General features: G+C 71.0%; 21 protein-coding genes. 7 read left to right on the top strand and 14 right to left on the bottom strand.

The window, feature by feature from the left end; all coding sequences use genetic code 11:
• Nucleotides 1–10: 10 nt before the first annotated feature.
• Nucleotides 11–1,039: a glucokinase gene (locus tag HND91_RS01080; protein ID WP_181704666.1), complete on the top strand. Its 1,029-nt coding sequence runs from the start codon at nt 11–13 to the stop codon at nt 1,037–1,039.
• A gap of 7 nt (nt 1,040–1,046) precedes the next feature.
• Here HND91_RS01080 and HND91_RS01085 read toward each other — a convergent pair whose 3' ends face one another.
• The 7 genes from HND91_RS01085 to HND91_RS01115 form a co-directional block, all read right to left on the bottom strand.
• A complete protein-coding gene (locus HND91_RS01085; RefSeq protein WP_181704667.1) occupies nt 1,047–1,637 on the bottom strand; it encodes an NAD(P)H-dependent oxidoreductase in 591 nt (196 codons plus the stop codon).
• A 54-nt stretch (nt 1,638–1,691) separates the two neighbouring features.
• Complete coding sequence (locus HND91_RS01090; protein WP_181704668.1) at nt 1,692–2,270, bottom strand: NAD(P)H-dependent oxidoreductase; 579 nt, start codon at nt 2,268–2,270, stop codon at nt 1,692–1,694.
• Between the two features lie 7 nt (nt 2,271–2,277).
• Nucleotides 2,278–3,702, bottom strand: a complete 1,425-nt coding sequence (locus tag HND91_RS01095) for an FAD-binding oxidoreductase (RefSeq protein WP_181704669.1) — start codon at nt 3,700–3,702, stop codon at nt 2,278–2,280.
• Complete coding sequence (locus tag HND91_RS01100) at nt 3,699–5,057, bottom strand: cytosine deaminase (RefSeq protein WP_181704670.1); 1,359 nt, start codon at nt 5,055–5,057, stop codon at nt 3,699–3,701. The genes HND91_RS01095 and HND91_RS01100 overlap by 4 nt, the downstream gene beginning before the upstream one ends.
• Before the next feature lie 4 nt (nt 5,058–5,061).
• Complete coding sequence (locus tag HND91_RS01105) at nt 5,062–5,916, bottom strand: ABC transporter permease (RefSeq protein WP_181704671.1); 855 nt, start codon at nt 5,914–5,916, stop codon at nt 5,062–5,064.
• Entirely contained in the window at nt 5,916–6,731 is an 816-nt protein-coding gene (locus HND91_RS01110; protein WP_181704672.1) for an ABC transporter ATP-binding protein, read from the bottom strand. Before HND91_RS01110 ends, HND91_RS01105 begins: the two co-directional genes overlap by 1 nt.
• Before the next feature lie 94 nt (nt 6,732–6,825).
• Complete coding sequence (locus HND91_RS01115; RefSeq protein WP_181704673.1) at nt 6,826–7,845, bottom strand: ABC transporter substrate-binding protein; 1,020 nt, start codon at nt 7,843–7,845, stop codon at nt 6,826–6,828.
• Between the two features lie 285 nt (nt 7,846–8,130).
• Here HND91_RS01115 and HND91_RS01120 point away from each other — a divergent pair, with 285 nt between their 5' ends.
• The 5 genes from HND91_RS01120 (at nt 8,131) to HND91_RS01140 (ending at nt 14,092) form a co-directional block, all read left to right on the top strand.
• Nucleotides 8,131–8,520: a RidA family protein gene (locus HND91_RS01120; RefSeq protein ID WP_181704674.1), complete on the top strand. Its 390-nt coding sequence runs from the start codon at nt 8,131–8,133 to the stop codon at nt 8,518–8,520.
• Nucleotides 8,517–9,095: a Uma2 family endonuclease gene (locus HND91_RS01125; protein ID WP_210272527.1), complete on the top strand. Its 579-nt coding sequence runs from the start codon at nt 8,517–8,519 to the stop codon at nt 9,093–9,095. The genes HND91_RS01120 and HND91_RS01125 overlap by 4 nt, the downstream gene beginning before the upstream one ends.
• An 8-nt stretch (nt 9,096–9,103) precedes the next feature.
• The gene (locus HND91_RS01130; RefSeq protein ID WP_181704675.1) at nt 9,104–10,447 is read left to right on the top strand and encodes an 8-oxoguanine deaminase; all 1,344 of its coding nucleotides are present in this window, start codon (nt 9,104–9,106) and stop codon (nt 10,445–10,447) included.
• 152 nt (nt 10,448–10,599) lie between these two features.
• A complete protein-coding gene (locus tag HND91_RS01135; RefSeq protein ID WP_181704676.1) occupies nt 10,600–11,397 on the top strand; it encodes a creatininase family protein in 798 nt (265 codons plus the stop codon).
• Nucleotides 11,398–11,815: 418 nt separating this feature from the next.
• On the top strand, nt 11,816–14,092 hold the full coding sequence (locus tag HND91_RS01140; protein WP_181704677.1) for a heavy metal translocating P-type ATPase: 2,277 nt from the start codon (nt 11,816–11,818) through the stop codon (nt 14,090–14,092).
• A gap of 41 nt (nt 14,093–14,133) precedes the next feature.
• On the opposite strand, the gene HND91_RS01145 is transcribed toward HND91_RS01140, so the two are convergent.
• The 3 genes from HND91_RS01145 to HND91_RS01155 all read right to left on the bottom strand — a co-directional run bounded on the left by HND91_RS01145 (nt 14,134) and on the right by HND91_RS01155 (nt 17,526).
• Nucleotides 14,134–14,679: a TspO/MBR family protein gene (locus HND91_RS01145; protein ID WP_181704678.1), complete on the bottom strand. Its 546-nt coding sequence runs from the start codon at nt 14,677–14,679 to the stop codon at nt 14,134–14,136.
• Nucleotides 14,680–14,844: 165 nt separating this feature from the next.
• Nucleotides 14,845–15,669, bottom strand: a complete 825-nt coding sequence (locus tag HND91_RS01150) for an inositol monophosphatase family protein (protein ID WP_181704679.1) — start codon at nt 15,667–15,669, stop codon at nt 14,845–14,847.
• Nucleotides 15,670–15,849: 180 nt separating this feature from the next.
• Entirely contained in the window at nt 15,850–17,526 is a 1,677-nt protein-coding gene (locus tag HND91_RS01155) for an acyl-CoA dehydrogenase family protein (protein ID WP_181704680.1), read from the bottom strand.
• A gap of 157 nt (nt 17,527–17,683) precedes the next feature.
• Between HND91_RS01155 and HND91_RS01160 the strand changes: the two genes are divergently transcribed.
• On the top strand, nt 17,684–18,598 hold the full coding sequence (locus HND91_RS01160) for a YihY/virulence factor BrkB family protein (protein ID WP_181704681.1): 915 nt from the start codon (nt 17,684–17,686) through the stop codon (nt 18,596–18,598).
• A 90-nt stretch (nt 18,599–18,688) separates the two neighbouring features.
• Here the strand turns inward: HND91_RS01160 and HND91_RS01165 are convergent, their stop codons facing one another.
• From HND91_RS01165 to HND91_RS23005, 4 genes are all read right to left on the bottom strand, one after another.
• Complete coding sequence (locus tag HND91_RS01165; RefSeq protein ID WP_181704682.1) at nt 18,689–20,311, bottom strand: FGGY-family carbohydrate kinase; 1,623 nt, start codon at nt 20,309–20,311, stop codon at nt 18,689–18,691.
• A 151-nt stretch (nt 20,312–20,462) separates the two neighbouring features.
• Complete coding sequence (locus tag HND91_RS01170) at nt 20,463–21,317, bottom strand: sterol desaturase family protein (RefSeq protein WP_181704683.1); 855 nt, start codon at nt 21,315–21,317, stop codon at nt 20,463–20,465.
• A 154-nt stretch (nt 21,318–21,471) separates the two neighbouring features.
• Nucleotides 21,472–24,333 (bottom strand): GGDEF and EAL domain-containing protein, encoded by a 2,862-nt coding sequence (locus HND91_RS01175; protein WP_181704684.1) that lies wholly within the window; start codon nt 24,331–24,333, stop codon nt 21,472–21,474.
• Nucleotides 24,334–24,505: 172 nt separating this feature from the next.
• A complete protein-coding gene (locus HND91_RS23005) occupies nt 24,506–24,631 on the bottom strand; it encodes a hypothetical protein (protein WP_281378985.1) in 126 nt (41 codons plus the stop codon).
• Nucleotides 24,632–24,901 lie beyond the last annotated feature (270 nt).

A 24,901-nucleotide genomic window follows, 5' to 3' on the forward strand; every position in this document is an offset into this window, starting at 1 on the left:
GAGTTACCCGATGGTCCGGCAGCTTTCCGAAGACGATCTCAAGGCCCTTCCCTTCCCGGTCCTGTTCGCCGACATCGGCGGCACCAACGCGCGCTTCGCCCTCCTGTCGGACACCCACGCGGAACTGCGCCACTTCGCCAACGTGGAGACGCGCGCCCACGCCTCGATCGAGGAGGCGCTCGCCGCCGAGGTGATCGACCACACGTCCATCCGCCCCCGCAGCCTGATCTTCGCCGTCGCCGGGCCGATCGGCGAGGAGCGGACCCAGCTCACCAACTGCCCCTGGGTGGTGGAGCCGCGCGCCCTCCTCGACCGCTTCGATCTCGACCACGTGATCCTGTTCAACGACTTCGAGGCCCTCGCGCTCTCCCTGCCGGCCCTGGAGGCGAAGGATCTCGTCGCGATCGGCCCCGCCCTGCCGCCGGACGACGGCACCAAGATCGTGGTCGGGCCGGGCACCGGCCTCGGCGCCGCCGGCCTCGTCCACGCGGCCCATTCGTGGATTCCCGTTCCCGGCGAGGGCGGTCACATCGACCTCGCGCCGGTCACCGCCCGGGATCTGCAGATCTGGCCCCACATCGATCGGGTCGGCGAGCGCGTGTCGGGCGAGACGATCGTCTGCGGCTCCGGCATGGTGCGCCTCTACCGCGCCATCGCGGCCGCCGACGGGCTTCCGGCCGTCTGCACCACTCCCGCCGAGGTCACGGCCGCCGCCGAGGCCGGCGACCCGCTCGCCGCCGAGACGCTCGACCTCTTCGCCGTCCATCTCGGCCGCGTGGCGGGCAGCCTCGCCCTCGCCTTCCTGGCCAAGGGCGGCGTCTATCTCGCCGGCGGCATCCCGCCCCGGATCGCCGCCACGCTCCGGAAGGGCGGTTTCCGCGCGGCCTTCGAGGACAAGTGGCCCCACGGCGCCCTTCTCGCCTCCATCCCGACCGCCATCATCACGCACGACCGTCCGGCCCTCGCCGGCCTCGTCGCCTTCGCCCGCACCCCCACCCGGTTCGGCGTCCACCTGAAGGGCCGCCACTGGGTCCGGTGAGGGGGCCTCAGCGCATCCGCGCGCAGCGCTCGCTCACCTCGGCGAGATAGCGCTCGCGCCGCTCCGCCGACACCGTGTCCATGCGGTAGAGCGCCGTGTAGCTCGTCCGGCAGAGCGGGTGGCAGATCGCCCGCAGCCCCCGGGTGAGCGTCTTCCGCCCCGGTTCGCCCATCAGCTTGGAGAGGGCCCAGGTGGCCCCGCAGGTGGTCACCACGTCGATGCGGCGGATGTTGCGCAGGTTGCCGCGGATCCCTTGCGTCTCCGTCGGCAGGGTGAAGGCCACGTGCGGCACGAACACCCGGTCGAGCCAGCCCTTCAGCATGGCCGGCAGGTTGTACCACCAGGTGGGATAGACGAAGAGCAGCGCCTCGGCCCATCTCACGTGATCCACATGGGCGGCGACCTCCGCCTCGTTCACGCCCGCGTCGTGGTACTGGCGGCGCTCCAGGGCGGTCATGTGCGGGCGGAACTCCTCCCCGTAGAGGTCCACCAGCCGCACCGCGTGGCCGGCCCTGCCGAGGCCCGCGAGCGCCGCGTCCTTCACCGCGGCCACGAACGAATCCGCGCAAGGGTGGCAGTAGACGACGAGTACGTTCACGATCGAAACCGCTCCAGACTTGATCCTTGAGAACGCCCGGCCAGGCGTTTCCGCTCAGAACCGCTCCATCGACCGCCGGACCTTCGCCAGGAACGCCGCCCGGCTGGCGTCCGTGGAGCGGTTCATGTCGTAGTGGGCGAGATAGGTGAGCGCCGGGAAGCCCATGGTGACCCGGAACACCCGCTCGGCGATCTTGCGCGGCGGGTCGCCGGCGAGGATCGCCCGCCAGCGCGTGCCGCCATAGGTGGTCACCACGGCGAGCTTGCGGATGTTCGTCAGGGTCGGCGCCACCTTGCCGTCCCGCATCACGAAGGAGACGCCCGGCAGAAAGACCCGGTCCACGAAGCCCTTCAGGATGGCCGGCAAGCCGTAGTTCCACACCGGATAGACGAGCACCAACGCCTCGGCGGCGAGCAGCCGGTCCACATAGGGCCCGACGCCCGCCCGGTTGGACGGGATGTCGTGGTAGCCGATCCGCTCTTCCCGGGAGAGCACCGGATCGAACGTCTCCGCGTAGAGATTGAGGTCGTCCACCTGGTGCCCCGCCAGGGCGAGGCTCTTCACGACGGCCGCGTGCAGAGCCGCGTTGTAGCTCGTCTCCACCGGATGGGCATGGATCACCAGAACGCGCATGGCGCCCTCACCCCGCCTGCCTGAGACCCGGGAAGAGATAGGTCTTCGCCGCCGAGAAGTCGTAGGCCGGATCCTCCCAGGCGATCATCTTGCCGGGATTGAGCAGGCCCTTCGGGTCCGCTTCCCGCTTGAACGCCAGCTGGATGGCGTCGGTCTGCTTCATGCCGCCCTCCTCCAGGGTGTATCGGTGCGGGTTGAAGATCGGGCAGCCGTGCTCCTCGTGGAGGCGGATGATCTCCTCCAGCCGCTCCTCGGTCGTGTAGCGGACGACCGGCAGGCCGAAGCAGGTGATCTTGCCGTCGAAGCGCACGAACTCCAGGTGGCCCGGCACTTCGTCGCCGAAGAGCGCGGTCAGCTTGGCCACCTTGGCGATCTGGTCCGGGAACGGGTAGAGCACCTGCAGGTAGGTGATGCCCGGATCGACCCGGAGCCCGCGCAGCGTCGTGTGGTTCCACGAGAGCTCGTAGGAGGGCGGCAGGCTCTTCAGGTCGTCCGCGCTCGCCCGGTCGGACCGGTAGACCACGTCCGCCCGGGCGTCGCGGGCCGTGAAGGTCAGCATGGCGTCGAGCGCGAAGGGCGCCACCATGACGGCCACCAGGGACTGGTCGCGGCGGATGAACTTCTGGTGCCTCAGGAAATAGTCGTGCGGCATGGGCGCCGCGATCACGGCGAGGTTCTTCAGGAGGATGCCGTCCTCGTTGCCGAGGGCGTCCGCGAAGGCGGCCGCCGCCACGAAGTCGTCGAAGCCGACGAGCACGTCCACCCAGTCGTAGGCGGGCGCGAGCGGCACCTCCACCTCGGTGATGATGCCGGTGGTTCCGTAGGCGTGGCTCACCTTCGCGATGTCCTCGCCGGTGAGGTCGAGGATCCTCGGGGTCGCCTCGCAGGTCACCACCCGGGCCCGGATGATGTTGCCGAGGTCGCGCAGGCCGCCCCAGCGGATCGACCCGACCCCGCCGGACCCGCCGGCGATGAAGCCGCCGAGGGTGGCGGTCCGGTAGGTCGACGGGTGAAGCCGCAGTTCCTGGCGCGAGTGCGCCTTCGTCTCCGCGTCGAGCTTCTCCATGATGACGCCCGCCTCGGCTGTCACCACGCCGGGCCGGATCGCCTTCACCCTGTCGAGGTCGGCGAGGTTGAGCACGACCCCGCCGGAGAGCGGCATCGCCTGGCCGTAGTTGCCCGTGCCCGCCCCGCGGGTCGTCAGCGGCACCCCGTGGGCGTAGGCGGCGCGGGCCACCTCGACCACCTCCGCCTCCGTCTTCGGCGTCACCACGAGATCGCCGGTCACATGCTCCAGCTGGCGCTTCAGAACCGGCGAATACCAGAAGAAGTCGCGGCTCTTCTGGCGCACGATGGCGGGGTTGTCCTCCTGGGCGATCGGCCCCAGGGCGGCGCGGAAGGCGGCAAGGTCGGCACTCGGGGCTGCGCTCATGGGCTGGCGTCTCCGAAGAGGTCGTCGAGGTCGCGGTAGTCGGGCAGCGCGGCGGCCGTCAGGCGTCCGTCGCGGAGAATGACGCGGTCCGCTTCCGGGCGCGCCAGCAATTCTGTGTAGGTCCGCCCCCGGAACAGCACGAGGTCGGCCGGCCCGCCCACGCGGATCCGGCCGAAGCCTTCCTCCCCGATGGCGTCGGCGGCGTCCCGCGCCACCGCGCCCGGCCAGCCGCCGTGGGGATGGTCGAGGTGCAGGATGCGCGTCGCCTCGCGGAACACCTCCAGGCCGTCCAGGTCGCCGTAGGCGTGGAACGGGTCGCGCGTGTTGTCGGAAGCGACCGCCACCCGGATGCCGCGGGCCTTCATCTCGTGGGCGAGCGTCACGCCCCGCCAGCGCGGCGTCCGGCGCGGCCCTTCGCCGGCCTCGTCATCGCCGGCGAGGTGGCGGTCCTGCAGGTACATGTTGCAGATCGGCAGCGACACCACGTCGATGCCGGCTTTCGCGACGAGGTCGAGGGTCCGGTCCACGGTCGCGTCGTCCTGGCGGGCGAGCGAGCAGCAGTGACCCGCCACCGCCCGGCCCTCGAAGCCCTGCGCCAGGATCTCCTGCGCGTAGATCGCCAGCGCGCCGGAGGACGGGTCCTCCGTCTCGTCCACGTGGAGGTCGAGGTCGAGGCCGTGGCGGATCGCGGTCGCGACCGTGGTGGCGACGGCGGCCCTGACCTCCGGGAAGGCCGCGATGGCGCCGCCGAGAGCGCCGCCCGCCGCTTTCGTCCGGCGCGCGACGGCGTCCATCACGGCCGGGTCCACCATGCTGTCCGGCCCCACCAGGGCGACACCCTGCACCTCGATCCGTCCGGCCCAGGCGTCGCGCAGCGCCTCGAACACCGGCCAGGACAGGCCGTCCTGGGGCGGGATGGAGTCGATGTGGGTCCGGATCACGCGGGTTCCGTGCGCATAGGCGCACCGGAGCGAGAACTCGAACCGCCGCCGCACGTCCTCCGGCGACCAGGCCGTCTCCCGGTCCGCCTTCACGGCGAGGAGCGCGCTCATGAACCGCCCGTCCGGGTTCGGCGTGCGCGGCCAGATGTGCCCCTTGTCGAGATGCGTGTGCATGTCGACGAACAGCGGCCAGACCATGCCCCTGTCCACGTCCACCGCCAGGGGGCCTTCCGCCGTCGCGCCGGCGGGCGCGATGGCGGCGATGCGGCCTTTCACCACGGTGAGATCCAGGCGCACGAGCCCGGACCGATCCGCCGGCGGCGCCGGGCCGTCCACCAGGCAGGCCGGCACGGTGGCGTTCGTCAGCCGGAAGGCCCCGTCGGTCCGGGACAGCGCGTCGCGCGGGTGCGTCATCGGGTCAGGTCTCGCGGGTCAGCGCGCTCTCGTGCCAGCGGCGGAGAGCCAGGTGGGACGCCAGGCTCGTCATCCAGAAGATGACGACCCCGGTCGCCGACAGGAGGATGAGGCCGGCGAAGAGGCGGGGGATGTTGAGGCGGTACTGGCTCTCCAGGATGCGGAAGGCGAGGCCCGACCCCGCCCCCGCCGACCCGGCCGCGAACTCCGCCACCACGGCCGCGATGAGGGCAAGGCCGCCGCCGATCTTCAGGCCGGCAAAAAAGTAAGGCTGCGCCGCCGGGATCTTCAGGAGCAGGAGGGTCTGCCAGCGGCTCGCTCCGTAGAGCTCGAACAGGTTGAGGAGATTGTGGTCGACGCTCTTCAGCCCCTGGGTGGTGTTGGAGAGGATCGGAAAGAAGGTGACGATGAAGGCGCAGAGAAGGACGGCGGCCTGGGTGTCCGGCACGTAGATGAGGATCAGCGGCGCGATCGCGACGATCGGCGTCACCTGCAGCACCACCGCGTAGGGAAAGAGCGCCAGTTCGACGATCTTCGACTGGACCAGCAGGATGGCGAGCAGCGTGCCGCCGACGAGCGCCAGGAAGAGCGCCGTGAAGGTGATCCGGATCGTCACGAAGAGCGCCCCGGAGAGCGTGCCCCAGTCCTTCACCAGGGTCTCGGCCACCAGGAAGGGACCGGGCAGGATGAAGGGCCTGATCGCGTAGGCTCTCACGTACCAGTCCCACACGAGCACGACGAGGACGAGGATCGCGAGCGGCACCAGCACCCGAAGCAGCCGGTCGCGCCACGGGCCGGGTTCCGCGGGCGCCCGGGCGGCGCGGTCGGACGCCGGAGCGACGGTCTCGGGCAGCGCCATCACGCGACCTCCCGCCCGGCCGCCTGCATCGCCCGCGTCAGCGCGTCGGACGCCTGCCGGCAGAGCGCCACGTAGTCCGGCGAGGTCCGGAAGGCTTCGTCGCGCGGTCGCGGCACCGGCACCTCGATCTCCTCGAACACCCGGCCGGGCCGGGCCGCCATCACGACGATGCGGGACGAGAGATAGACGCTCTCGAACACCGAATGGGTGACGAACACCACCGTCCAGCCGAGCTCGGCCTGCAGCTGCAGGATGTCGTTGTTCAGCTTGAAGCGCGTGATCTCGTCGAGCGCCGCGAACGGCTCGTCCATCAGGAGGAGCTTCGGCCGGGTCACCAGCGCCCGGGCGAGCGAGACCCGCATCTTCATGCCGCCGGAGAGTTCGCGCGGGTAGGCGTCGGCGAAGGCGGTGAGGCCCACCCGCTCCAGCGCCTCCATGACGGCGTCCCGGACCGACGCCTTCGACCGGCCTTTCAGGCGGAGAGGCAGCCACACGTTGTTGAACACGGTCGCCCACGGCATCAGCGTCGGCTCCTGGAAGACGAAGCCGATGGACCGCTCCGGAGCGCCGCCCGCGTCGTGGGGCGTCGCCGGCCAGTCCACCCGGCCGGCGGTCGGCTGGCCAAGGCCCGCGATGATCCGGAGCGCCGTGGACTTGCCGCAGCCGGACGGGCCGAGGAGGCTCAGGAACTCGCCCGGCCGCACCTCGAGGGTGAGCCGGTCGAGCGCCAGCGTGCCGTTGGCGAACGACTTGGTGACGCCCTCCAGCCGGACGACGGGGCGACGGGATGGGTCGGCGGAGGCGGTGGACGACATCGGTTCCCGGGGGCAGGCGGGGAACCGCCCGTCGGGGCGGCTCCGGACACGGAAGCGGACGGGCGGCGCCCGTCCGGCACGCACGGCAAGGGGCTCAGCCGCCGCCGAGCGCCTTCTTGACGTCGAGGCCGACGCCCTTGCACGTGAAGGCGAGCGTGTAGGCCTTGGTGACGTCCACGGAGGCGTCGATGACGCCGGCCTTGACGAGCTTGTCGGCGAAGGACTTGTGCTGCTCGTCCGTCATGCAGCCGATGCCCTTCTCCAGCGCGGCCCCGGATTCCAGGATGCCGTATTCCTTCATCTTGGCGATCGAGAAGGCGATCTGCTCGTCGGACATCTCCGGATTGTCCGCCTTGATCAGCGCGTTGGCGGCCGTGTTGTCGCCGTAGAGATAGGTGTACCAGCCGATCGCGCTCGCATCGACGAAGCGCTGGACGAGATCGGGGTTCTTCTCCACGAGTTCGGCCTGGGTGTCGATGGTGGTCGAATAGGTGTCGAAGCCCGCATCCGCCAGGAGGAAGATCTTCGGCTTCCAGCCCGCCTGCCGCTCCACCTCGAACGGCTCCGAGGTCAGATATCCCTGCTGGGCCGACTGCGGGTCGGCGATGAACGGGGCCGGGTTGAAGGTGTAGGGCTTGTACTGCTCGTCCTTGAAGCCCGGATAGGCCGACTTCATCCACTGGAAGAAGCTGATGAAGCCGTCCTTGCCCATGAAGATGGTGGGCAGCTTGGCCAGATCCTCGAACGTCTCCACGCCGGCGGTCGGGTGCGCCATCAGGATCTGCGGGTCCTTCTGGAACGTCGCCGCGACCGTGACGGTCGGGATGCCCTGCTTCACCGCGTCCAGGCCCTCCAGCATGTTGCCGCCCATGTAGAACTGGATCTGGCCGGCGATCAGCAGCGACCGGTTGGCCGCCTGCGGGCCGCCCTGGCGGATCGTCACCTTGAGCCCGTGCTTCTCGTAGGTGCCGTCGGCGACCGCCTGGTAGAAGCCCCCGTGCTCGGCCTGCGCCAGCCAGTTGGTGCCGAAGGTCACCTCGTCGAGCGCCAACGCGGGCCCGGCGGCGAGGGTGCCGAGAGCGGCGGCGGAGAGTACCAGAATTCGCGAAGCCATGATCGGAGCCCCTTCCCGCGACACGTCGCCTGAACCGATGGCGACATTTGAGATTTTGATCGGATGATTGGCAAGAGCCATGCCAGGGGTATTGGCCGGGCCCCGCCCCGGCCGATACCCCCGTCGTGCGGGCTTCTCTACGAGCGGCGATGCGCGTTTGGATCCCTTGCACAAGGATTGGGCAGAAAGCCCCGCCGGAAAGCCGGAGTCTGGCGCTTGCTTCGGCTTGTCTTGGGCGAGCGGCTCACCCTAAGGTGCCGCCCAGCCGACCACGTCGAGACGCCGATGGCGACGAGCCTCACCCCCACCACCATACGCCCGCCTTTCGGCCGCTACAGCCACGGCATCGTGGTGCCGGCCGGCGCGCGTCTCCTGGTCACCTCCGGCCAGCTCGGCGTCCGCCCCGACGACACCGTGCCGGACGACGTCTCCGACCAGGCGGAGATCTGCTTCGCCGCCTGCGCGGCCATCCTGGCGGAGGCTGGCATGAGTTTCGCCGACGTCATCCGGATCAACGCCTTCGTGACCCGCCGGGAGGACTTCCCCGCCTACATGGCGGTCCGCGACCGCTGGGTCTCCGCCCCGCCGCCGGCCTCCACCCTCGTCATCGTCACCGGCTTCACCCGGCCCGAGTTCAAGGTGGAGGTGGAAGTCACCGCCGCGAAGGTGCCATGATGGCCAAGCGGACGGCGCGGGGGCGCGCGATGGGCGACATGACGATCGAGCGCATGGACGCGGACACCTTCCTGGACTGGTGCACCCGGCAGGAGGGGCGGTACGAGCTCGTGGACGGCGTGCCGCGGATGATGGTCGGCGCGCGCAAGGCCCATGACCGCGCCGTCCGACATGGTCTGTCGGCGCTGGATCGGAAGCTGCGCGGAGGCCCGTGCGAACCCTTTACGGAAGCGATCGGCGTGCGGATTCCGGACGGCAATGTGCGCCGCCCGGATATCCTCGTCGATTGCGGCCGGGGCGACCCGGATCTCCTTCACGCCGACAAGCCGGTCCTCGTGGTGGAAGTGCTCTCGCCGACGAACCGGCAAGCGGACCTCATCCACAAGGTGGCCGAATACCAGCGCGTTCCGTCCATCGCCCACATCCTGCTGGTCGCGCCGGACGAACCCGCGGGCCTGCTCCACACCCGCGGCGACGGCGACACCTGGTCCATGCAGGCCCTCATCGGCCCGGACGCGCCGATTGCCCTTCCCGCCCTCGGCATCTCCCTCGCCCTCTCCGACTTCTACGAGTGACACCGCCCATGCGTCTGTGGATCAAGGACCCCATCGCCATCCTGGCCGACGGCGCCGAACGCGGCGTCGTGGTGGAGGACGGCCGGATCGTGGAGCTCGTCGGGGCGGGAGCCGAGCCGGCCGCGCCCGTCGACCAGACGTTCGACGCGTCCCGCCACGTGATCACGCCGGGCCTCGTCAACACCCACCACCACATGTTCCAGACGCTCACCCGGGCGCACCCGAAGGCGATCAACAAGGAGCTCTTCCCCTGGCTGGAGGCGCTCTTTCCCATCTGGGCGAAGAACGTCACGCCGGAGAACCTGCGCCTCGCCACCCGGCTGTCGCTGACCGAACTCCTGATGTCCGGCTGCACCACCGTGTCGGACCACCAGTACCTCTTCCCGCCGGGCCTCGAGGACGCCATGGACATCCAGGCGGAGGAGGCGGGCGCGATCGGCATGCGCATGACGCTGACCCGCGGCTCCCTCAACCTCACCGTGGAGGAGGGCGGCAACGCCATTCCGGGCGCCTGCCAGGACGCCGACGTGATCCTCGCCGATTGCGAGCGCGTCCTGTCCAAGTACCACGACCGGTCCGACGGCTCGATGCTGCAGGTCGCGCTCGCGCCCTGCGCGCCGTTCAACGTGACCAAGCGGCTGATGGTGGAAACCGCCCGTCTCGCCGAGACCTACGACTGCGCGCTCCACACCCACCTCGCCGAGACGCAGGACGAGGTGGACTACTGCAAGTCCAAGTTCCGGTGCACGCCGGTGGACTATATCGAGGAGACCGGCTGGCTGACCGACAGGGTCTGGGTCGCCCACGGCATCCACTTCAACGACGAGGAGGTGGGCCGGCTCGGCCGACACGGCGTCGGCGTCTGCCACTGCCCGGCCTCCAACATGGTGCTCGCCTCCGGCATGTGCCGCACCAAGGAGCTGGAGGCGGCCGGCGCCAAGGTCGGCCTCGGCGTGGACGGCTCCGCCTCCAACGACAGCTCCAACCTGATCGAGGCGGTCCGCCACGCCCTGATGATCGGCCGCCTGCGCTACGACGCCGCCTCCGTCACCCATTTCGACGCCTTCCGCTGGGCGACCGAGGGCTCGGCCAGATGCCTGCGCCGGGACGACATCGGCGTCATCGCCGTTGGCAAGCAGGCGGACCTCGCCTTCTTCACGCTCGACGAACTGCGCTTCTCCGGCGCCGGCGACCCGATCGCCGCCCTCGTCCTCTGCGGCGCCCATGCGGCCGACCGGGTGATGGTGAAGGGCGGCTGGCGGGTGAAGGACGGCATGCCGGTGGGTGTGGACGTGGCGCGCCTGCGCTATGAACACGGACAGGCCGCGCGGCGCTTCCTGGAAGCGATCTGACGGCGGCCGTCGCACGCCACCGGGGATCACCCGCGACCGGGGATCACCCGCGGCCGAACCTCGCCATCAACGGCCGCCCTTGAGGGCGGCCGACTTCCGCCCTCAAGGGTCGCCCGCCAGGGCGGCCGCCATAGCCTGTCCGGACCCTTGCCATGCCCACCCTCCCCCGACGCCACTGGCACGAGATGACCACCACCGACTTCCGGGACGGCGACACCGCCTCCTGGATAGCGATCCTCCCCGTGGCGGCGATCGAGCAGCATGGCCCGCACCTGCCGGTCTACACGGATGCCTGCATCGCCGAGGGCCAGGTGCGACGGGTGATCGACCTTCTCGGCGGCGAGCTCCCGGCCACCTTCCTGCCGGTCCAGGCGGTGGCGAAGTCCAACGAGCACATCGACAGCCCGGGCACCCTCACGCTCGACTGGGAGACGGTCACCAAGGCTTGGCTCGACATCGGCGACAGCGTCGCCCGGGCGGGCGTGCGAAAGCTCGTCATCGTCACGTCCCACGGCGGCAACGTGCCCATCATGGACATCGTCGCCCGGGAGCTCCGCATCCGCCACCGCATGCTGGCGGTCGCCACGTCCTGGGCCCGGTTCGGCCAGCCGGACGGCGTGTTCCCCGCCGAGGAGTTCGTCTATGGCATCCACGGCGGCGACGTGGAGACCTCCATCATGCTCCACCTGAGACCCGATCTCGTCCGCATGGACAAGGCGGCGGACTTCCGCTCCACCCAGCACGAGATGATCGACACCATGGCGCACTTGAGGGTCCATGGCCCGGCGCAGTTCGGCTGGAAGGCCCAGGACCTGAACCCGGCCGGCGCCGTCGGCAACGCCGCCGCCGCCTCGGCCGAGAAGGGCAGGCTCTCCCTCGACCACGCTGCCCGCGGCTTCGTGGACCTCCTCGCCGACGTCGCCCGGTTCGATCCCGCCCGTCTGACCTGATCCGGCCTCAGCTCTCCACTCGGTGGAAGCCGCGCCGGCCCGACCGGGGCGATGAGACTCGGCCGCCGTGAACCATTGTTATAAATGACGACTGAACAGATCGTGAAGGGATGAGCGTTTCATATATAGTTCTTTATCTATTTCGAACCGCCTGCCCTTAAGGTGCTGTAAACCATCATTGTTCAAGTTTCCGCATAAGAACAAACCAAGATCACAAAGGCTTACAATCAGCGTCCGCCCCGCTCCGCCTTCCCGTTCTGATGGCGGGTTCCGGGTGGCTGCCGGAGCCGTCGGCTCCGGCCGTTGCGCGTCCGGTGTCATTGCCCCTTGACCTTCCAGTCGCTGGAAGGCCCACCTTCCCGGCCGTCCCGTTGCGCCCGGCCTTGACCCGGGCGTCGAACCGACGCGAGGTGACAAGATGACGGCCCTGACCCGACCCAAGCCCGAACCCGCGCCCGACGGCGCCTCCACGCGCGTGTTCGACATCCGGGGCATGACGTGCGCCGCCTGCGCCACCCGGATCGAGACCGTCCTGAAGAAGACGCCGGGTGTTGCCGACGCCACCGTCAACCTCGCCCTGGAGCGGGCCGACGTGGTGCTGACGCCCGCCGCCGACGATGCCGTCGTGGTCGAGGCGGTGGACCGCGCCGGCTACGAGGCGAGCCCCCGCGCCGCCGACCCGGCCGAACGCCGGCGCCAGCGCGAGGCGGAGGAGGTGGCGCGCCGGGCCGCCTACCGGCGCACGCTTCTGGTGTTCGCGGTCTCCGCCGTCCTCACCCTGCCGTTCCTCGCCTCCATGGGAGCCATGCTGACCGGCGGCGGCCATCTGATGGATCCCTGGACCGAGCTCGTGCTCGCCACCATCGTCCAGGTGGTGGCCGGCGCGCGCTTCTATCGCGGCGCCGCCAAGGCGCTCGCGAGCGGCGGGGCCAACATGGACGTTCTGGTGGCGCTCGGCACCACCGCCGCCTGGGGCTTCTCCACCTGGATGGTGCTGACGCGCGGCCACGCGGCCGCCGGCCATCTCTATTTCGAGGCCTCGGCCGCCGTGCTCACGCTCATCCTCGCCGGCAAGCTGATGGAGGCGCGCGCCAAGGCCGGCACCACCGCCGCCGTGCGCGCCCTGATGGCGCTCCGCCCGGAGACCGCCACCCGCCTGCGCGACGGCCGCGAGGAGCCCGTGCCGGTGGAGGATCTTCGCGCCGGCGACCGGGTGCTGATCCGGCCCGGCGAGCGCATTCCGGTGGACGGCCGGATCGTGGAGGGCCTCGGCCACGTGGACGAGAGCCTCGTCACCGGCGAAAGCGTGCCCGTGGAGCGCGGCCCCGGCGACCCGGTGGTGACCGGCGCGCTCAACGGCGAGTCCGCCCTCGTGGCGGCGGTCACCGCCACCGGGGAGGACACCACGCTCGCCCGCATCACCCGCCTGGTGGAGAACGCCCAGAGCGGCAAGGCGCCCGTCCAGGTCCTGGTGGACCGGATCAGCGCCGTCTTCGTGCCGGTGGTCGTCGTCGTGGCGCTCGTCACCTTCCTCGGGTGGCTCGTGGCCGGCCAGGGCTTCGAGGCCGCGCTCGTCGCCGCCGTCTCGGTGCTGGTCATCGCCTGCCCGTGCGCGCTCGGCCTCGCCACGCCCACAGCGCTCGTGGCCGGAACCGGCGCCGCCGCCCGCGCCGGCATCCTGATCAAGGACATCGAGACCCTGGAGCGGGCGACCGACGTGGACGTCGTGCTGTTCGACAAGACCGGCACCCTCACGGTCGGCCGTCCCACGGTGGTGGACATCGCGGCCCGGCCGGGCGTTTCGGATGACGAGGTCCTCGCCCTTGCGGCCGCCGTCCAGCACTTCAGCGAACACCCGCTCGCCCGCGCGGTGGTGGACGCCGCCGCCGCCCGCGGCCTGCCGCTGAGGCCCGCCACCGGCTTCAGGGCCGCGGTCGCGCGGGGCGTCGCCGCCACCGTGGACGGCCATGCGGTCGCGATCGGCAACAGCGCCCTCATGGCCGAGCGCGCCATCGACACGGCCGCCCTCGCCGACGCCTTCGCGCGGTTCGAGGCGGCGGCGCGGACGGCGGTCTGGGTCGCCCGCGACGGCGAGGTCATCGGCGTCCTCGCTCTCGCCGATCCGGTCCGCCCGGAGGCCCGCGCGGCTGTCGCCACCCTGAAGGCGCGCGGCATCGAGAGCCGCATGCTCACCGGCGACAACGCCGCCGTGGCGTCGTCCGTCGCGGCCGACATCGGCCTCGGCGGCTGGCGCGGTCCCGTCCTGCCGGCCGACAAGGCGGGCGAGGTGGAGGCGCTCCGCAACGCCGGCAAGACCGTCGCGATGGTGGGCGACGGCGTCAACGACGCGCCGGCCCTCGCGGCCGCGGACGTCGGCATCGCCATGGGCACCGGCACGGACGTCGCCATGGAGACCGCCGCCATCACGCTGATGCGGCCGGACCCGCGGCTGGTGCCGGCGGCCCTGGAGGTCGCGAAGGCCACCCGGGCGAAGATCCGCCAGAACCTCTTCTGGGCCTTCGCCTACAACGTGATCGGCATTCCGCTCGCCGCCTTCGGCGTGCTGACGCCGGCCCTCGCCGGCGCCGCCATGGCGCTCTCCTCCGTGTCGGTGGTCACCAACGCCGGGCTTCTCACCCGCTGGACCGCCCGCCTCGCACCGGAGGGCGACGGGGCCGGACGTCCCGCCAACTGATCACGGCCGGCCGCGCCCGGCGATGCGGGAGGCGCGGCCGGTCAACCGTTCAGCGCGAGGATGGAAACGTTGAGCACCGCCGCGAAGGCCACCCAGGCGAGATAGGGCGCGAGCAGCCACGTCATGCCGCCGATCACCGGCCGCGCCGCCCGCATCAGCCACACGATCGCGGCGAGGAGCGCGGCGATCACCGCGATGCCGCCAGCCGGGGAGTGCAGGCCGAAGAACACGATCGACCAGGCCACGTTGAGCACGAGCTGCACCACGAAGGCGAACAGCGCCCGGCTCCGCAGCCGCCGCCCGCCGCCGTCCGCCGCCGGCGTCCGGTAGATCTGCCAGAGCACGACCGCCATCAGGCCGTAGAGGACCGTCCACACGGGCCCGAACACCCAGTCGGGCGGATTGAACGGCGGCTTCCGGAGCGACGCGTACCAGCCGCCGATCTCCGGCGTCGTCACCGCGCCGCCGATGCCGGCCGCCGCGAAGCAGAGCGCCAGCGACAGCACGAGGGCGACCGGCGCGAACGGCCGCGGGCCGTGGAAGGCGGGCGAGGCGCCCTCGCCGGGGCGGCGGTCGGCCAGGCTCATGACGATCGGTCTCCTGGTGGGGGGCGAGACAGGGTGTTTCCGTCGAAAAACGCCGCGCGGCGTCGAATGGCTCCGCCCGGCGGCATACGAGCCGCCGTCCCCGCCGGATCCCCGTCCGGCCGGCGCCGAAGCGCCCGGCGCCCAAGGGAGAGCCGCCCCGCAGGCTCAGTCGAACAGCACGTCCCGGAGAAGGTCCCACGTGGCCTTGTCCGGCGCCAGCAGCAGGCCGCCGTCCCGGTGTTCGGGCCGGTAGTCGGACCCGTCGAACCGGGCCGAATAGCCGCCCGCCTCCCGGTGGATCAGCGCGCTGCCGGCGAAGTCCCACGGCGAGAGCTTGCCGTAGAGGGCGAAATGGCCGCCGCCCTCGTTGATGAGGCGCATCTCCTGGCCGCCGCAGCGGTAGCTGTAACCGCCCCAGAGCCGCGCGGCGCCCTTCAGCATGCGTTCGCGCACCGGCCCGTCCACATAGGCCCAGTTGAGGGCCCCGTGCATCTGGTCAAGCGGCACCGGCTTCGCCACCCGGATCGCCCGGCGCGGCTGCTTCGGCCCTTCCAGGAAGGCGCCCCGGCCCTTGAGGGCGAACTGCCAGTCGTCCCGGATCGGGTCGTAGAGGACGCCCGCCATCGTCTCGCCGCCTTCGACGACGGCGGCGATCACCGCGAAGGCCGGAATGCCGTTGGCGTAGTTGAAGGTGCCGTCGATCGGATCGATCACCACGGCCCGCTCGGCGCTCGCCAGCCGGTCCACAACCGTGGCGTCCCGCTCGAAGATCTCCTCGCCGACGAACAGCACCTCGCCGAACCGCTCCGTCACCCGCGCCTCGATGAAGCGCTCCGCCGCCTCGTCCGCCACCGTCACCAGATCCGACGCATGGCTCTTCGCCTTCACGTCGCCCGCGGCGAGGTTGGCGAAGCGCGGCAGGATCTCCACCCGCGCGGCGTCGCGCAGGATGGCGATGAGGTCGGCGAGCTCGGTCTCGGAAAAGGCCATGGCATGGACATCCGGGCTGATGGAAGGAAGCCCGGGAGTAGCACGAAGCGTGTGGCGGCGCACCATGGAAGCGCCGGCCCTGGATCGGGATCGAACGGGATCAGGGGCGAGCCGGCGGAGATCGAAACGCCGGGCCGCCGTGATCCGTCCTGCCCGCCCCTTCCTCGGCCTCGGGCCGCCTCACCGGCCGTCGAGCAGCCGGCGGGCGATAACCTGGGCCTGGATCTCCGCCGCGCCCTCGAAGATGTTGAGGATGCGGGCGTCGCAGAGCACGCGGCTGATGGCGTATTCGAGCGCGAAGCCGTTGCCGCCGTGGATCTGCAGGGCGTTGTCCGCCGCCGCCCAGGCGATGCGGGCGCCGAGGAGCTTCGCCATGCCGGCCTCCAGGTCGCAGCGCTTGTCCTCGTCCTTCTGGCGGGCCGAGAAGTAGGTCAGCTGGCGGGCGATGTTGATCTCCACCGCCATCATGGCCAGCTTGTCGGCGACGCGCGGGAAGTTGATCAGCGCCTTGCCGAACTGGACCCGGTCCATCGCATACTGGAGCCCGATGTCGAAGGCCGACTGGGCGACGCCCACCGCGCGGGCCGCCGTCTGGATGCGGGCGCTCTCGAAGGTCTGCATCAGCTGCTTGAAACCCTGGCCCTCCACGCCGCCGAGGAGGTTGGCCGCCGGCACCTCGAACGCGTCGAAGGCGATCTCGTATTCCTTCATGCCGCGATAGCCGAGCACCTCGATCTCGCCGCCCGACATGCCCTTGGCCGGGAAGGGCTCCTCGTCCGTGCCGCGCGGCTTCGGGGCGAGGAACATGGACAGTCCGCGATAGTCGGTCGTGTCCGGGTTGGTCCGGGCGAGCACCGTCATCACGTCCGCGCGCACCGGATGGGTGATCCAGGTCTTGTTCCCGGTGATCCGGTAGACGTCGCCGTCCTTCACCGCGCGGGTGCGGAGCGAGCCGAGGTCGGAGCCGGTGTTCGGCTCGGTGAACACCGCCGTCGGCAGCACCTCGCCCGAGGCGATCTTCGGCAGCCATTCGGCCTTCTGCTCGGCCGTGCCGCCGCACAGGATCAGCTCCGCCGCGATCTCCGACCGGGTGCCGAGGGAGCCGACGCCGATGTAGGCGCGCGACAGCTCCTCGGACACGACGCACATGGATTCCTTGCCGAGCCCGAGGCCGCCGAACTCCTCCGGGATCGTCAGGCCGAACACGCCGAGTTCGGCGAGCTTGGCGACCACGTCCAGCGGAATGTAGGCATTCTCAAGGTGCCACTCATGGGCGTGCGGCAGCACCTCCTCCTCGGCGAAGCGGCGCATCTCGGCCCGGAAGGCCTCCATGGTCTCGTCGAGGCCGGAGTTGCCGACGATCTCCGCCGGCGTCTTCTGCTTCATGGTCTCCACGAGCGCCGCGCGGAGCGCCGGCTGGCTGCCGGTCTCCATCAGGCTCTCGGCCGCCGCCGTGCGGGCCTTCGCGACCGTCCGGGCGTCCACGCCGAGGTCCGCGAGGCGGATGAACTCGCCCTGGTTCATCGGGATGCCGCCGAAGATCTGGGCGAGGTATTCCGCCGCGCCGATCTCCACGAGAAGCCGCTCGGTGTCGCCGTAGGCGCCGGTCTCGCCCAGCCGGTCGGCATAGGAGAGGAGCTGCTTCAGGCTCTCCCCGTAGGTGGCGAGCCAGGCGAGGCCGTGGGCGGCATGCTGCTCGCGCTCCATCGCCTCGCCGGAAATCCTGCCCCCCACGGTCACCCGGGCCGCGACGGCCTGGGTGGCGGCCGCAATTAGATCCTCGATCGCCGGAAGCGCCTGCCTCAGGCGCTCGTGCGCGTCTTCGACGGCGGTCGTCAGATCGGTTGCAGCGCTCATCTTGCGTTCCTCCTCAGGGTCGGCATGATCGTCGTCGGCATGGATGTTTGGCGCGCACGCTCGGCGAACTGCCCAAGAATCTCAATGCATCTTTGGTACGGGTGACCCAAAGAAAGCGTGAAGGCGTACAAATTCGCAGGCCGGGAAAGGAATTCCGATGATACCGACCAAGTGGCTGCGGCAGACCATCGCAGTCGTCTGGACGGCGATCGACCAATTCAACAGAACCGATGGCTGGGCGATTGCCAGCCACGTGGCCCTCACCGCCCTGATGGCCATGTTTCCATTCCTGATCTTCCTCACCGCGGTGGCGGCCTTCCTGGATCTCACCGATCTCGCCCAGACGGTGGTGGACCTCATCTTCGCCGCCGTGCCGGCCTCCATCGCGGCGCCGATCGCCAAGGAGGTCAACAACGTCCTTCTGATTCCGCGCGGCGACCTCCTCACCATCGGCGTGGCGCTCGCGGTCTGGTTCGCGTCGAACGGCGTGGAGGCGCTCCGGGTCGGCCTCAACCGCGCCTACGGGTGCATGGAGGAACGGTCCTTCCTGCTCCTCAGGCTGGAAAGCATCGGCTTCGTGGTGATCGGCAGCCTGGTGCTGCTCACCCTGGCGGTCCTCGTCATCGTCGCCCCGGTCGTCTGGCACTGGGTGGTGGCGCTCGCGCCCATCGCCGACGAATTCTCCAAGACGTTCACGGTGCTGCGCTACGCGGTCACGCTCGTGATCCTCGGCGCCGCGCTCATCATCGCCCACCTGTGGCTGCCGTCCGGCAGGCGCACCCTGTCGGAGGTGATGCCCGGCGTGGTCGTCACCCTCTCGGCCTGGATCCTCGGCGGCGTCGGCTTCGCCACCTATCTCTCCAACTTCGGCAACTACGCCTCCACCTACGCGGGTCTCGCCGGCGTCATGACGGCGCTCGTCTTCCTCTACCTGATCGCCGCCATCCTGCTGTTCGGCGCGTCCATCAACGCCGCCCGGATCGAGCACAAGAAGATGGAGCCGCTGATCGAACAGATGTCCAGCCACGGCGAGGTGCCGATGGAAGAGACGCGCGAACTCGACAAGGTGTGAACGGACCGCACGGCTCGCCATCCGCGACGTCGGGCGCGGCGCGCCCGCCTTCGTCTCCCGCCGGGCGCGCGTCTGTCGACCCCCTGTGGCTCAGATCCCCGCCATCAGGGCGCGGCTTTCCCGGTCGAGGGCGCGCATCCGGTCGTAGACCGTGCGCTTGGCGGTATGGAAGTCCGCCACCCGTCCGCCCGCCGGCTCCACCACCGACGCGAGGGCGCACATGCGGTCGCCCGCGGCGGAAAGGTCCGGCATCAGGCCGCCCGCCACCGCGCCCAGCATGGCCGAGCCGAGCAGCACCGGCTCCGCCGTCGCCGGCACCGCCACCGGCACGCCGGTGGCGTCCGCCAGGATCTGCCGCACCAGGGGCGAGCGCGAGGCGCCGCCGCTCACCACCAGCATGTCGGCCGGCACGCCGGACCGGCGCAGCGCCTCCAGCACCTCCGCGGCGCCATAGCCGAGGCCGCAGAGGCCGGCCACGTACAGCCTGTCCAGGCTGTCGTCGTCGGCTTCGAGGCCGAGGCCCGCCATCACGGCCCGGGCGTCCGGGTCCGCGAAGGGCGAGCGGTTGCCGAGGAAGTCCGGCAGTACATGGACGGCGCGCGCCAGGAGCGCCGTCTCCGCCGGCGACGCGCCGCGGGCGAGCACACGCCGCTCCAGGAGCGCCACCGGGTCGCCGCCCTCGTCCCGGGCGGCGGCGGCGAGCTTGGGATAGGCCGGATGCAGGCGGATCAGGTGGTCGATCGCCGCCCCGGCCGCCGACTGGCCTCCCTCGTTCAGCCAGAGGCCCGGCATCAGGGCCGCGAAATAGGGCCCCCAGACCCCGTCCACGAAGCGCGCCTCCGGGGTGGAGGCCATCACGCAGGCGGACGTCCCCATGATGTAGGCGATCCGACCCTCCGTCCCGCCTCCCTCGCCGCCTCCCAGCGACCCGACCGCCCCCGCGTGCGCGTCGATCAGGGAGGCCGCCACCGGCGTGCCCGGCTTCAGGCCGAGTGCGGCCGCCGCCTCGGCGGTGAGACCGGCGCCGAGGGGGGTTCCGGGCGGCACGATCTCCCGGCCGATCCGGCGGTGATCGTCGGCGGTCAGGTCCTCCAGGCCCACGGCCCGGAAGAAGGCGTCGTCCCAGCGGGACTCGTGGGCGAGATAGGTCCACTTGCACGTGACCGTGCAGACGGACCGGGCGAGGCTGCCGGTCGCCTTGAAGGTGAGGAAGTCGGAGAGATCCAGGAAGTGCCCGGCTTCCGAGAAGGTCTCCGGCAGGTGCGTCTTCAACCATTTCAGCTTCGGCGTCTGCATCTCCGGCGAGATCGCGCCGCCCACGTAGGCGAGCACGCCGTGGTCGCCGGCGTTGATCGCCCGGGTCTCGGCCAGCGCCCGGTGGTCCATCCAGACGATCACGTCTCGCGCCGGATCGCCCGACGGGCCCACCGGCAGCGACCGGCCGGCAGGGTCCAGGACCACCAGCGAGCAGGTGGCGTCGAAGCCGATGCCGCGCACGTCGGACGGCGCAACGCCGGCCTCGGTCACCGCGCCGCGAATCGCCGTCGCGCAGGCCGACCAGATGTCGGCGGAAGACTGTTCGACGATGTCGCCGGGTTCGTGCCAGATGCGGATCGGCTGGCGGGCCGACCCGAGCAGGCGCCCGTTCAGGTCGAACACGCCGGCGCGCGCGCTGCCGGTGCCGACATCGACCCCGATGACGACTTCGCCCATCTCGTCTCCCTCCCTTGGTGCTCCGGCGTAGACCGCCGCGTGTGCTCCGGAACGCTATCGCCCTTCGGCCGCGCCCGCAAACGCTAGGCCACGGACCGCAAGGCCCGCGACTGCCGGCCGGAACGATCGTACCTTCGCGATCGCCCGGCCGTCACTCGGCGGGCGCCGCCGGGGCGTCGGCGGCCGCCGGGGCCCGGGCCGGCCGCTGCGGCTCCGGCACGGGCGGACCGACGAACCGCATGGGCGCCTGCTCGGCCTCCAGGGCCGCCACCATCCGGTCGTAGCCGGGGTGGGCCGTGCCGAGCAGCCGGTCCCAGACCGAGAAGTAGTTGGCGAAGTTGTACCTGAACTCGCTGTGGTGGAGATCGTGGTAGGTGGCGCAGAGGAGCGGCCATGGGTGCCGCGCCGTCCGGGATTCGAAGTATTCGAAGCCCGCGTGGCCGAACGTGCCGTTCACATGGTCGAACACCCGGTGGGCGACCAGGATCACGGGCGGGATCGGCAGGATGAAGGGCACCACCGCATAGAAGCCCTGGCAGATGGCCGTGTCCACGAGCCCGATCGAATCGCTGCTCCAGACCGTCGGCGCCACGCTGCGGTGATGCAGCAGATGGTACTTGTAGAAGGGCTTGGTGTGGAGAAGCCGGTGGCCGAAGTAGAACCAGGCGTCGAACAGCACCATGGTGACGAGGAAGAGCGGCACGGCCGTCCACCAGGTCAGCTCGAACGGCGTGAAGGGCGTCCATCCCTTCAGGAGCGCGAACACCCCGATGGACAGCGACGCCGCCGTCACGGCGATCGATTTCAGGCTGTGGCGGATCTCCTCGCGGATCCGCTTGTCGCCGCGCCGGGTCTTCTGGATCCGCCGCTCCGGATTGCGCCTGTTGAGGTAGTCGATCGCCCCGCAGACCGCGAAATAGGCCGCCACGTTGCAGCCGTACACCGCCGCGTAGAGGGCGGCGAACTCGAGGCAGGTGGTCAGGAAGGTCGAGAGTGCGACAGCCATCGGCCCCGATCGAGAAGTGAGGAGAGCGTCGAGAAAAGGGTCGGCGTCCGGAGCGGCCGTCCGGGCGCCGTCACCGGACGGCCGCGACACTAGCACCGGCCCGCCCCCGTTTAAAGGATGGGAGTCGCACGAAGGGCGCGCGCCGCGCCGGACCTCAGGCGCCGGGCGCCATCGTCCGGCGGCGTCCGCCGGCCTGGTGCCGGGAGAGGAAGAGCGGCACCTCGCCCGCCGGCATGGGCCGCGCGATCAGGAAGCCCTGCGCCACGTCGCAGGCGTTGCGGGCCAGGAAATCCCGCTGCCACCGGGTCTCCACGCCCTCCGCCACGACCCTGATCCCGATGTTGCGCGCCATGCCGAGCACCGCCTGCACGATGGCGGCGGAGTCCCGGTCGGTCTCCAGGTTGGACACGAACGAGCGGTCGATCTTCAGCCAGGACACCGGATGTTTCTTCAGGTGGGTCAGCGAGGCGTATCCGGTGCCGAAGTCGTCGAGCGTGATGGCGACGCCCGCCGCGTGCAGCGCCCGGAGCGCCGTCGAGACCGCCTGCTTGCCGCTCTCCAGGAGCACGCTCTCGGTCACCTCGATCTCCAGCACGGACGGCGGCAGGCCGCAGGCGGCGAGACGGCCGAGGATGCCCGGCACGAAGGACGGCTGATGGAATTCCGGCGCCGCCACGTTGATGGCCACCTGGCCGTAGGGCACGCCGGCGGCCGTCCAGGCGGCCATGTCGGCCGTCGTCTTGGCGAGCATGCAGGCGCCGAGCCGGGCCGAAAGCCCGGCGTCGGCGAACGCCTCCTGGAGGCTCGCGGGGCTGCGCAGCGCCCCGTCGTCGCGCCACCGGAGCAGCGCCTCGAACCCCACCACCCGCCCGTCGGCGAGCGAGACCTTGGGCTGGTAGACCGGCACGATGGCGTCGGTCGCGAGCGCCCGGCGGGCGTTCCGCAGCACCGTCACCCGGCGGTCGAGCTCGGACCGCATGGCCGGAGCGAACCGGAACGCCTGCCCGCGCCCGTCGTGCTTGGCGGCGTAGAGGGCGATGTCGGCGTTCTTCAGGAGCGCGGAGGGGTCCGGATCGTGCAGCGGATGGATGGCGTAGCCGAGGGTCGCGGCTCCGTCGAGGTCGCGGCCGGCCACCGAGAGCGGCTGGCGCAGGGCCTCCAGCACCGCGTCCACCGCCGCCGTCACGTCCGCCTCCCCGTCCGCCGGCAGCAGCACGCCGAACTCGTCGCCGCCGAGCCGCGCGATGGTGGTGGCCGCCGGCAGGGTCGCCCGCAGCCGGTCGGCCACGGTCGTCAGCACGTGGTCGCCGGCGTCGTGGCCGAGGCTGTCGTTCACCTCCTTGAAGTGGTCGAGGTCGATCAGGATCAGGCCGACGCAGCGCCCGTCCGCCCGCACCGCCGCCACCTGCCGCTCCAGGTCCTCGTGGAACAGCGCCCGGTTGGCGAGCCCGGTCAGGTCGTCGGTCCGCGCCGCCCTCAGGATCGCCTCCTCGGCGGTCTTGCGCTTGTGGATGTCCGCGATGATGCCGACCCATTCGCCGATCCGGCCGTCCTCGTCCACGAGCGGCACCACCCGGTCCACCACCCAGCGCCATTCGCCGCTCACGTGGCGCAACCGGTATTCGCTCGAATAGGGCCGGCCCGCCTCCATGGCGTCCCGGCTCGTCCGCCAGACCTCATCCCGGTCGTCCGGGTGGATCACCGCCAGCCAGCCCCGGCCGTCCGCCTCCTCCAGGGACTGGCCGGTGAACTCGGTCCAGCCGTTGCCGTCCTTGGCGTTCTGCTCCGCGTTGGTGTGCCAGACGATCTCCGAGGTGGCGGCGATCAGCGCCTGATGGCGCCGGAAGGCGAGCTTCAGGGCCAGCCGGGTCTCGTGCTGCTCGGTCACGTCCTGGAAGGTGCCGATCCGCCGGAGCGGCCGACCCTGCTCGTCCAGGACGACCCGGCCCTGCGACTTGATCCACCGCACCGCGCCGGTGTCGGCCCGCACCACCCGGAAGGTGGCGCTCGGGCTGCCGGCGGTCTGCAGGAAGGTGGTCACGTTGTGGCGCGCCACGTCCGCCCGGTCGTCCGGGTGCACCCGATCCAGGAGCAGGGCCTCGGTCTCCACCGCCTCCGGCGGCAGGCCGAGCATGGCCTTCAGCTCGTCAGACCATTCCCGGGCGCCCGTCCGCACGTCCACGTCCCAGGTGCCGAGACCGGTCGCCTCGATGGCGAGCCGCAGCCGCTGCTCGCTCCGCCGCAGCTTCTCGTCGGCCCGGCGCCGGTCGTGGATATCGGTGATGATCCCGATCCAGTCGGTGATCTCGCCGTCCGGACCGAGCAGCGGCACGCCGTGGTCCTCCACCATCCGCCACTCGCCGCTGCGGTGGAGAAACCGGTAGTCGATCATGTAGGGCCGCCGTGCCGCCGTGGCGGCATCGATGTCCGTCAGCGCCCGGTCCCGGTCGTCCGGATGCATCCAGGCGAGCCAGCCGTGATGGTCCTCCGCCGCCAGCGCGTGGCCGGTGAAGGCCTCGAAGCCGTGCCGGTCGCAGCGCCCGGCGCGGAGGTCCAGGTGCCAGACGATCTCCGCCGTCGCCTCCTTCAGCGCCCGGTGCAGGCGCTCGCGCCGGTCGAGGGTCGCCGTCAGCGCCGCCTCCTCCGACACGTCCCGGGCGACCGCCAGGAGCCGGACCCGCCCATCCTCAGCCGGTGCCCGCGTCACCGTGGAGCGCCAGTGGCGGACCGTGCCGTCCGGGCCTTCCACGCGGCCGGTGACCCGGGCACATCCGCCGTCGGCGGCGATCCTGAGGGCGTCCCCGGCCGGCGCCCTGTCGGCCTCGTGGAAGAAGTCCGGCCAGGACCGCCCGACCGCCGCCGCCGGATCGACGCCGAACGCCCCGGTGGACCCGCCGTCCGCCGAAAGCACCTCGCCTTCCGGCGACAGGACGAACAGGAGATCGCCCGAAGCCGCCACCGCGAGACGGAGGATGTCGGCGCCGAGAACTCCGGAAGGCGGCTGCTGGATCGACATGGGTGGGGTAATCGCGTCGGCAGGTCGCAAGATGTGCGAGCGGAACGCTAGGTCACCCGAGGTAAAGAAATGACAAAAAACGAAGTGTTACTCTCACATCTGTTTTTGCGGACATCAGGTTCGCGGACCTCTGGCCCGCACCGGCGCCCGCTTGTGCGCCGGCATCGGCACGTCACGCGTCCGACGGGCGGGTCTCCGACGTAGGGCGCTTGCGCTCCCGCGCGTCCAGGCGGCTGAGGAGATCCGCCATCCGGTCGCTCAGGGGTTCTTCCAGCACCGCGTCCGCACCCAGCCTCACGCAGCGTCCCAGGTGACGCTGCAGATCGTACGAAAGCTTCGGCTCATGGTTCGGCATCATTGGCGGCCCTCGGACCCAAGCGGCGCATTCGAATAAAATTCGCCGTCGCATGGTGAACACGCCAGACGCCCCGAGAGATCCCGCCTTGCGGCAACAGGGTTAACGCTCCGTTGCGATCCCATCGGTTTTCGCCGTCCGATCGGCAGTTCCGACAGGCCGCAGCCCCGCCCGTCGCGGCCCGCCCTCACCCCCACCGTGGACAGCCGCCCG

This window comes from Chthonobacter rhizosphaerae, from assembly GCF_013839525.1.
Classification (GTDB): domain Bacteria; phylum Pseudomonadota; class Alphaproteobacteria; order Rhizobiales; family Pleomorphomonadaceae; genus Chthonobacter; species Chthonobacter rhizosphaerae.

Coding starts and splice junctions, on each gene's coding strand:
- HND91_RS01095 (WP_181704669.1), bottom strand. CDS start 3,702: ATGAGCGCAGCCCCGAGTGCCGACCTTGCCGCCTTCCGCGCCGCCCTG.
- HND91_RS01110 (WP_181704672.1), bottom strand. CDS start 6,731: ATGTCGTCCACCGCCTCCGCCGACCCATCCCGTCGCCCCGTCGTCCGG.
- HND91_RS01175 (WP_181704684.1), bottom strand. CDS start 24,333: ATGTCGATCCAGCAGCCGCCTTCCGGAGTTCTCGGCGCCGACATCCTC.
- HND91_RS01125 (WP_210272527.1), top strand. CDS start 8,517: ATGATGGCCAAGCGGACGGCGCGGGGGCGCGCGATGGGCGACATGACG.
- HND91_RS01155 (WP_181704680.1), bottom strand. CDS start 17,526: ATGAGCGCTGCAACCGATCTGACGACCGCCGTCGAAGACGCGCACGAG.
- HND91_RS01135 (WP_181704676.1), top strand. CDS start 10,600: ATGCCCACCCTCCCCCGACGCCACTGGCACGAGATGACCACCACCGAC.
- HND91_RS01080 (WP_181704666.1), top strand. CDS start 11: ATGGTCCGGCAGCTTTCCGAAGACGATCTCAAGGCCCTTCCCTTCCCG.
- HND91_RS01100 (WP_181704670.1), bottom strand. CDS start 5,057: ATGACGCACCCGCGCGACGCGCTGTCCCGGACCGACGGGGCCTTCCGG.
- HND91_RS01130 (WP_181704675.1), top strand. CDS start 9,104: ATGCGTCTGTGGATCAAGGACCCCATCGCCATCCTGGCCGACGGCGCC.
- HND91_RS01170 (WP_181704683.1), bottom strand. CDS start 21,317: ATGGCTGTCGCACTCTCGACCTTCCTGACCACCTGCCTCGAGTTCGCC.
- HND91_RS01120 (WP_181704674.1), top strand. CDS start 8,131: ATGGCGACGAGCCTCACCCCCACCACCATACGCCCGCCTTTCGGCCGC.
- HND91_RS01115 (WP_181704673.1), bottom strand. CDS start 7,845: ATGGCTTCGCGAATTCTGGTACTCTCCGCCGCCGCTCTCGGCACCCTC.
- HND91_RS01160 (WP_181704681.1), top strand. CDS start 17,684: ATGATACCGACCAAGTGGCTGCGGCAGACCATCGCAGTCGTCTGGACG.
- HND91_RS01140 (WP_181704677.1), top strand. CDS start 11,816: ATGACGGCCCTGACCCGACCCAAGCCCGAACCCGCGCCCGACGGCGCC.
- HND91_RS01165 (WP_181704682.1), bottom strand. CDS start 20,311: ATGGGCGAAGTCGTCATCGGGGTCGATGTCGGCACCGGCAGCGCGCGC.
- HND91_RS01150 (WP_181704679.1), bottom strand. CDS start 15,669: ATGGCCTTTTCCGAGACCGAGCTCGCCGACCTCATCGCCATCCTGCGC.
- HND91_RS01090 (WP_181704668.1), bottom strand. CDS start 2,270: ATGCGCGTTCTGGTGATCCATGCCCATCCGGTGGAGACGAGCTACAAC.
- HND91_RS01105 (WP_181704671.1), bottom strand. CDS start 5,916: ATGGCGCTGCCCGAGACCGTCGCTCCGGCGTCCGACCGCGCCGCCCGG.
- HND91_RS01145 (WP_181704678.1), bottom strand. CDS start 14,679: ATGAGCCTGGCCGACCGCCGCCCCGGCGAGGGCGCCTCGCCCGCCTTC.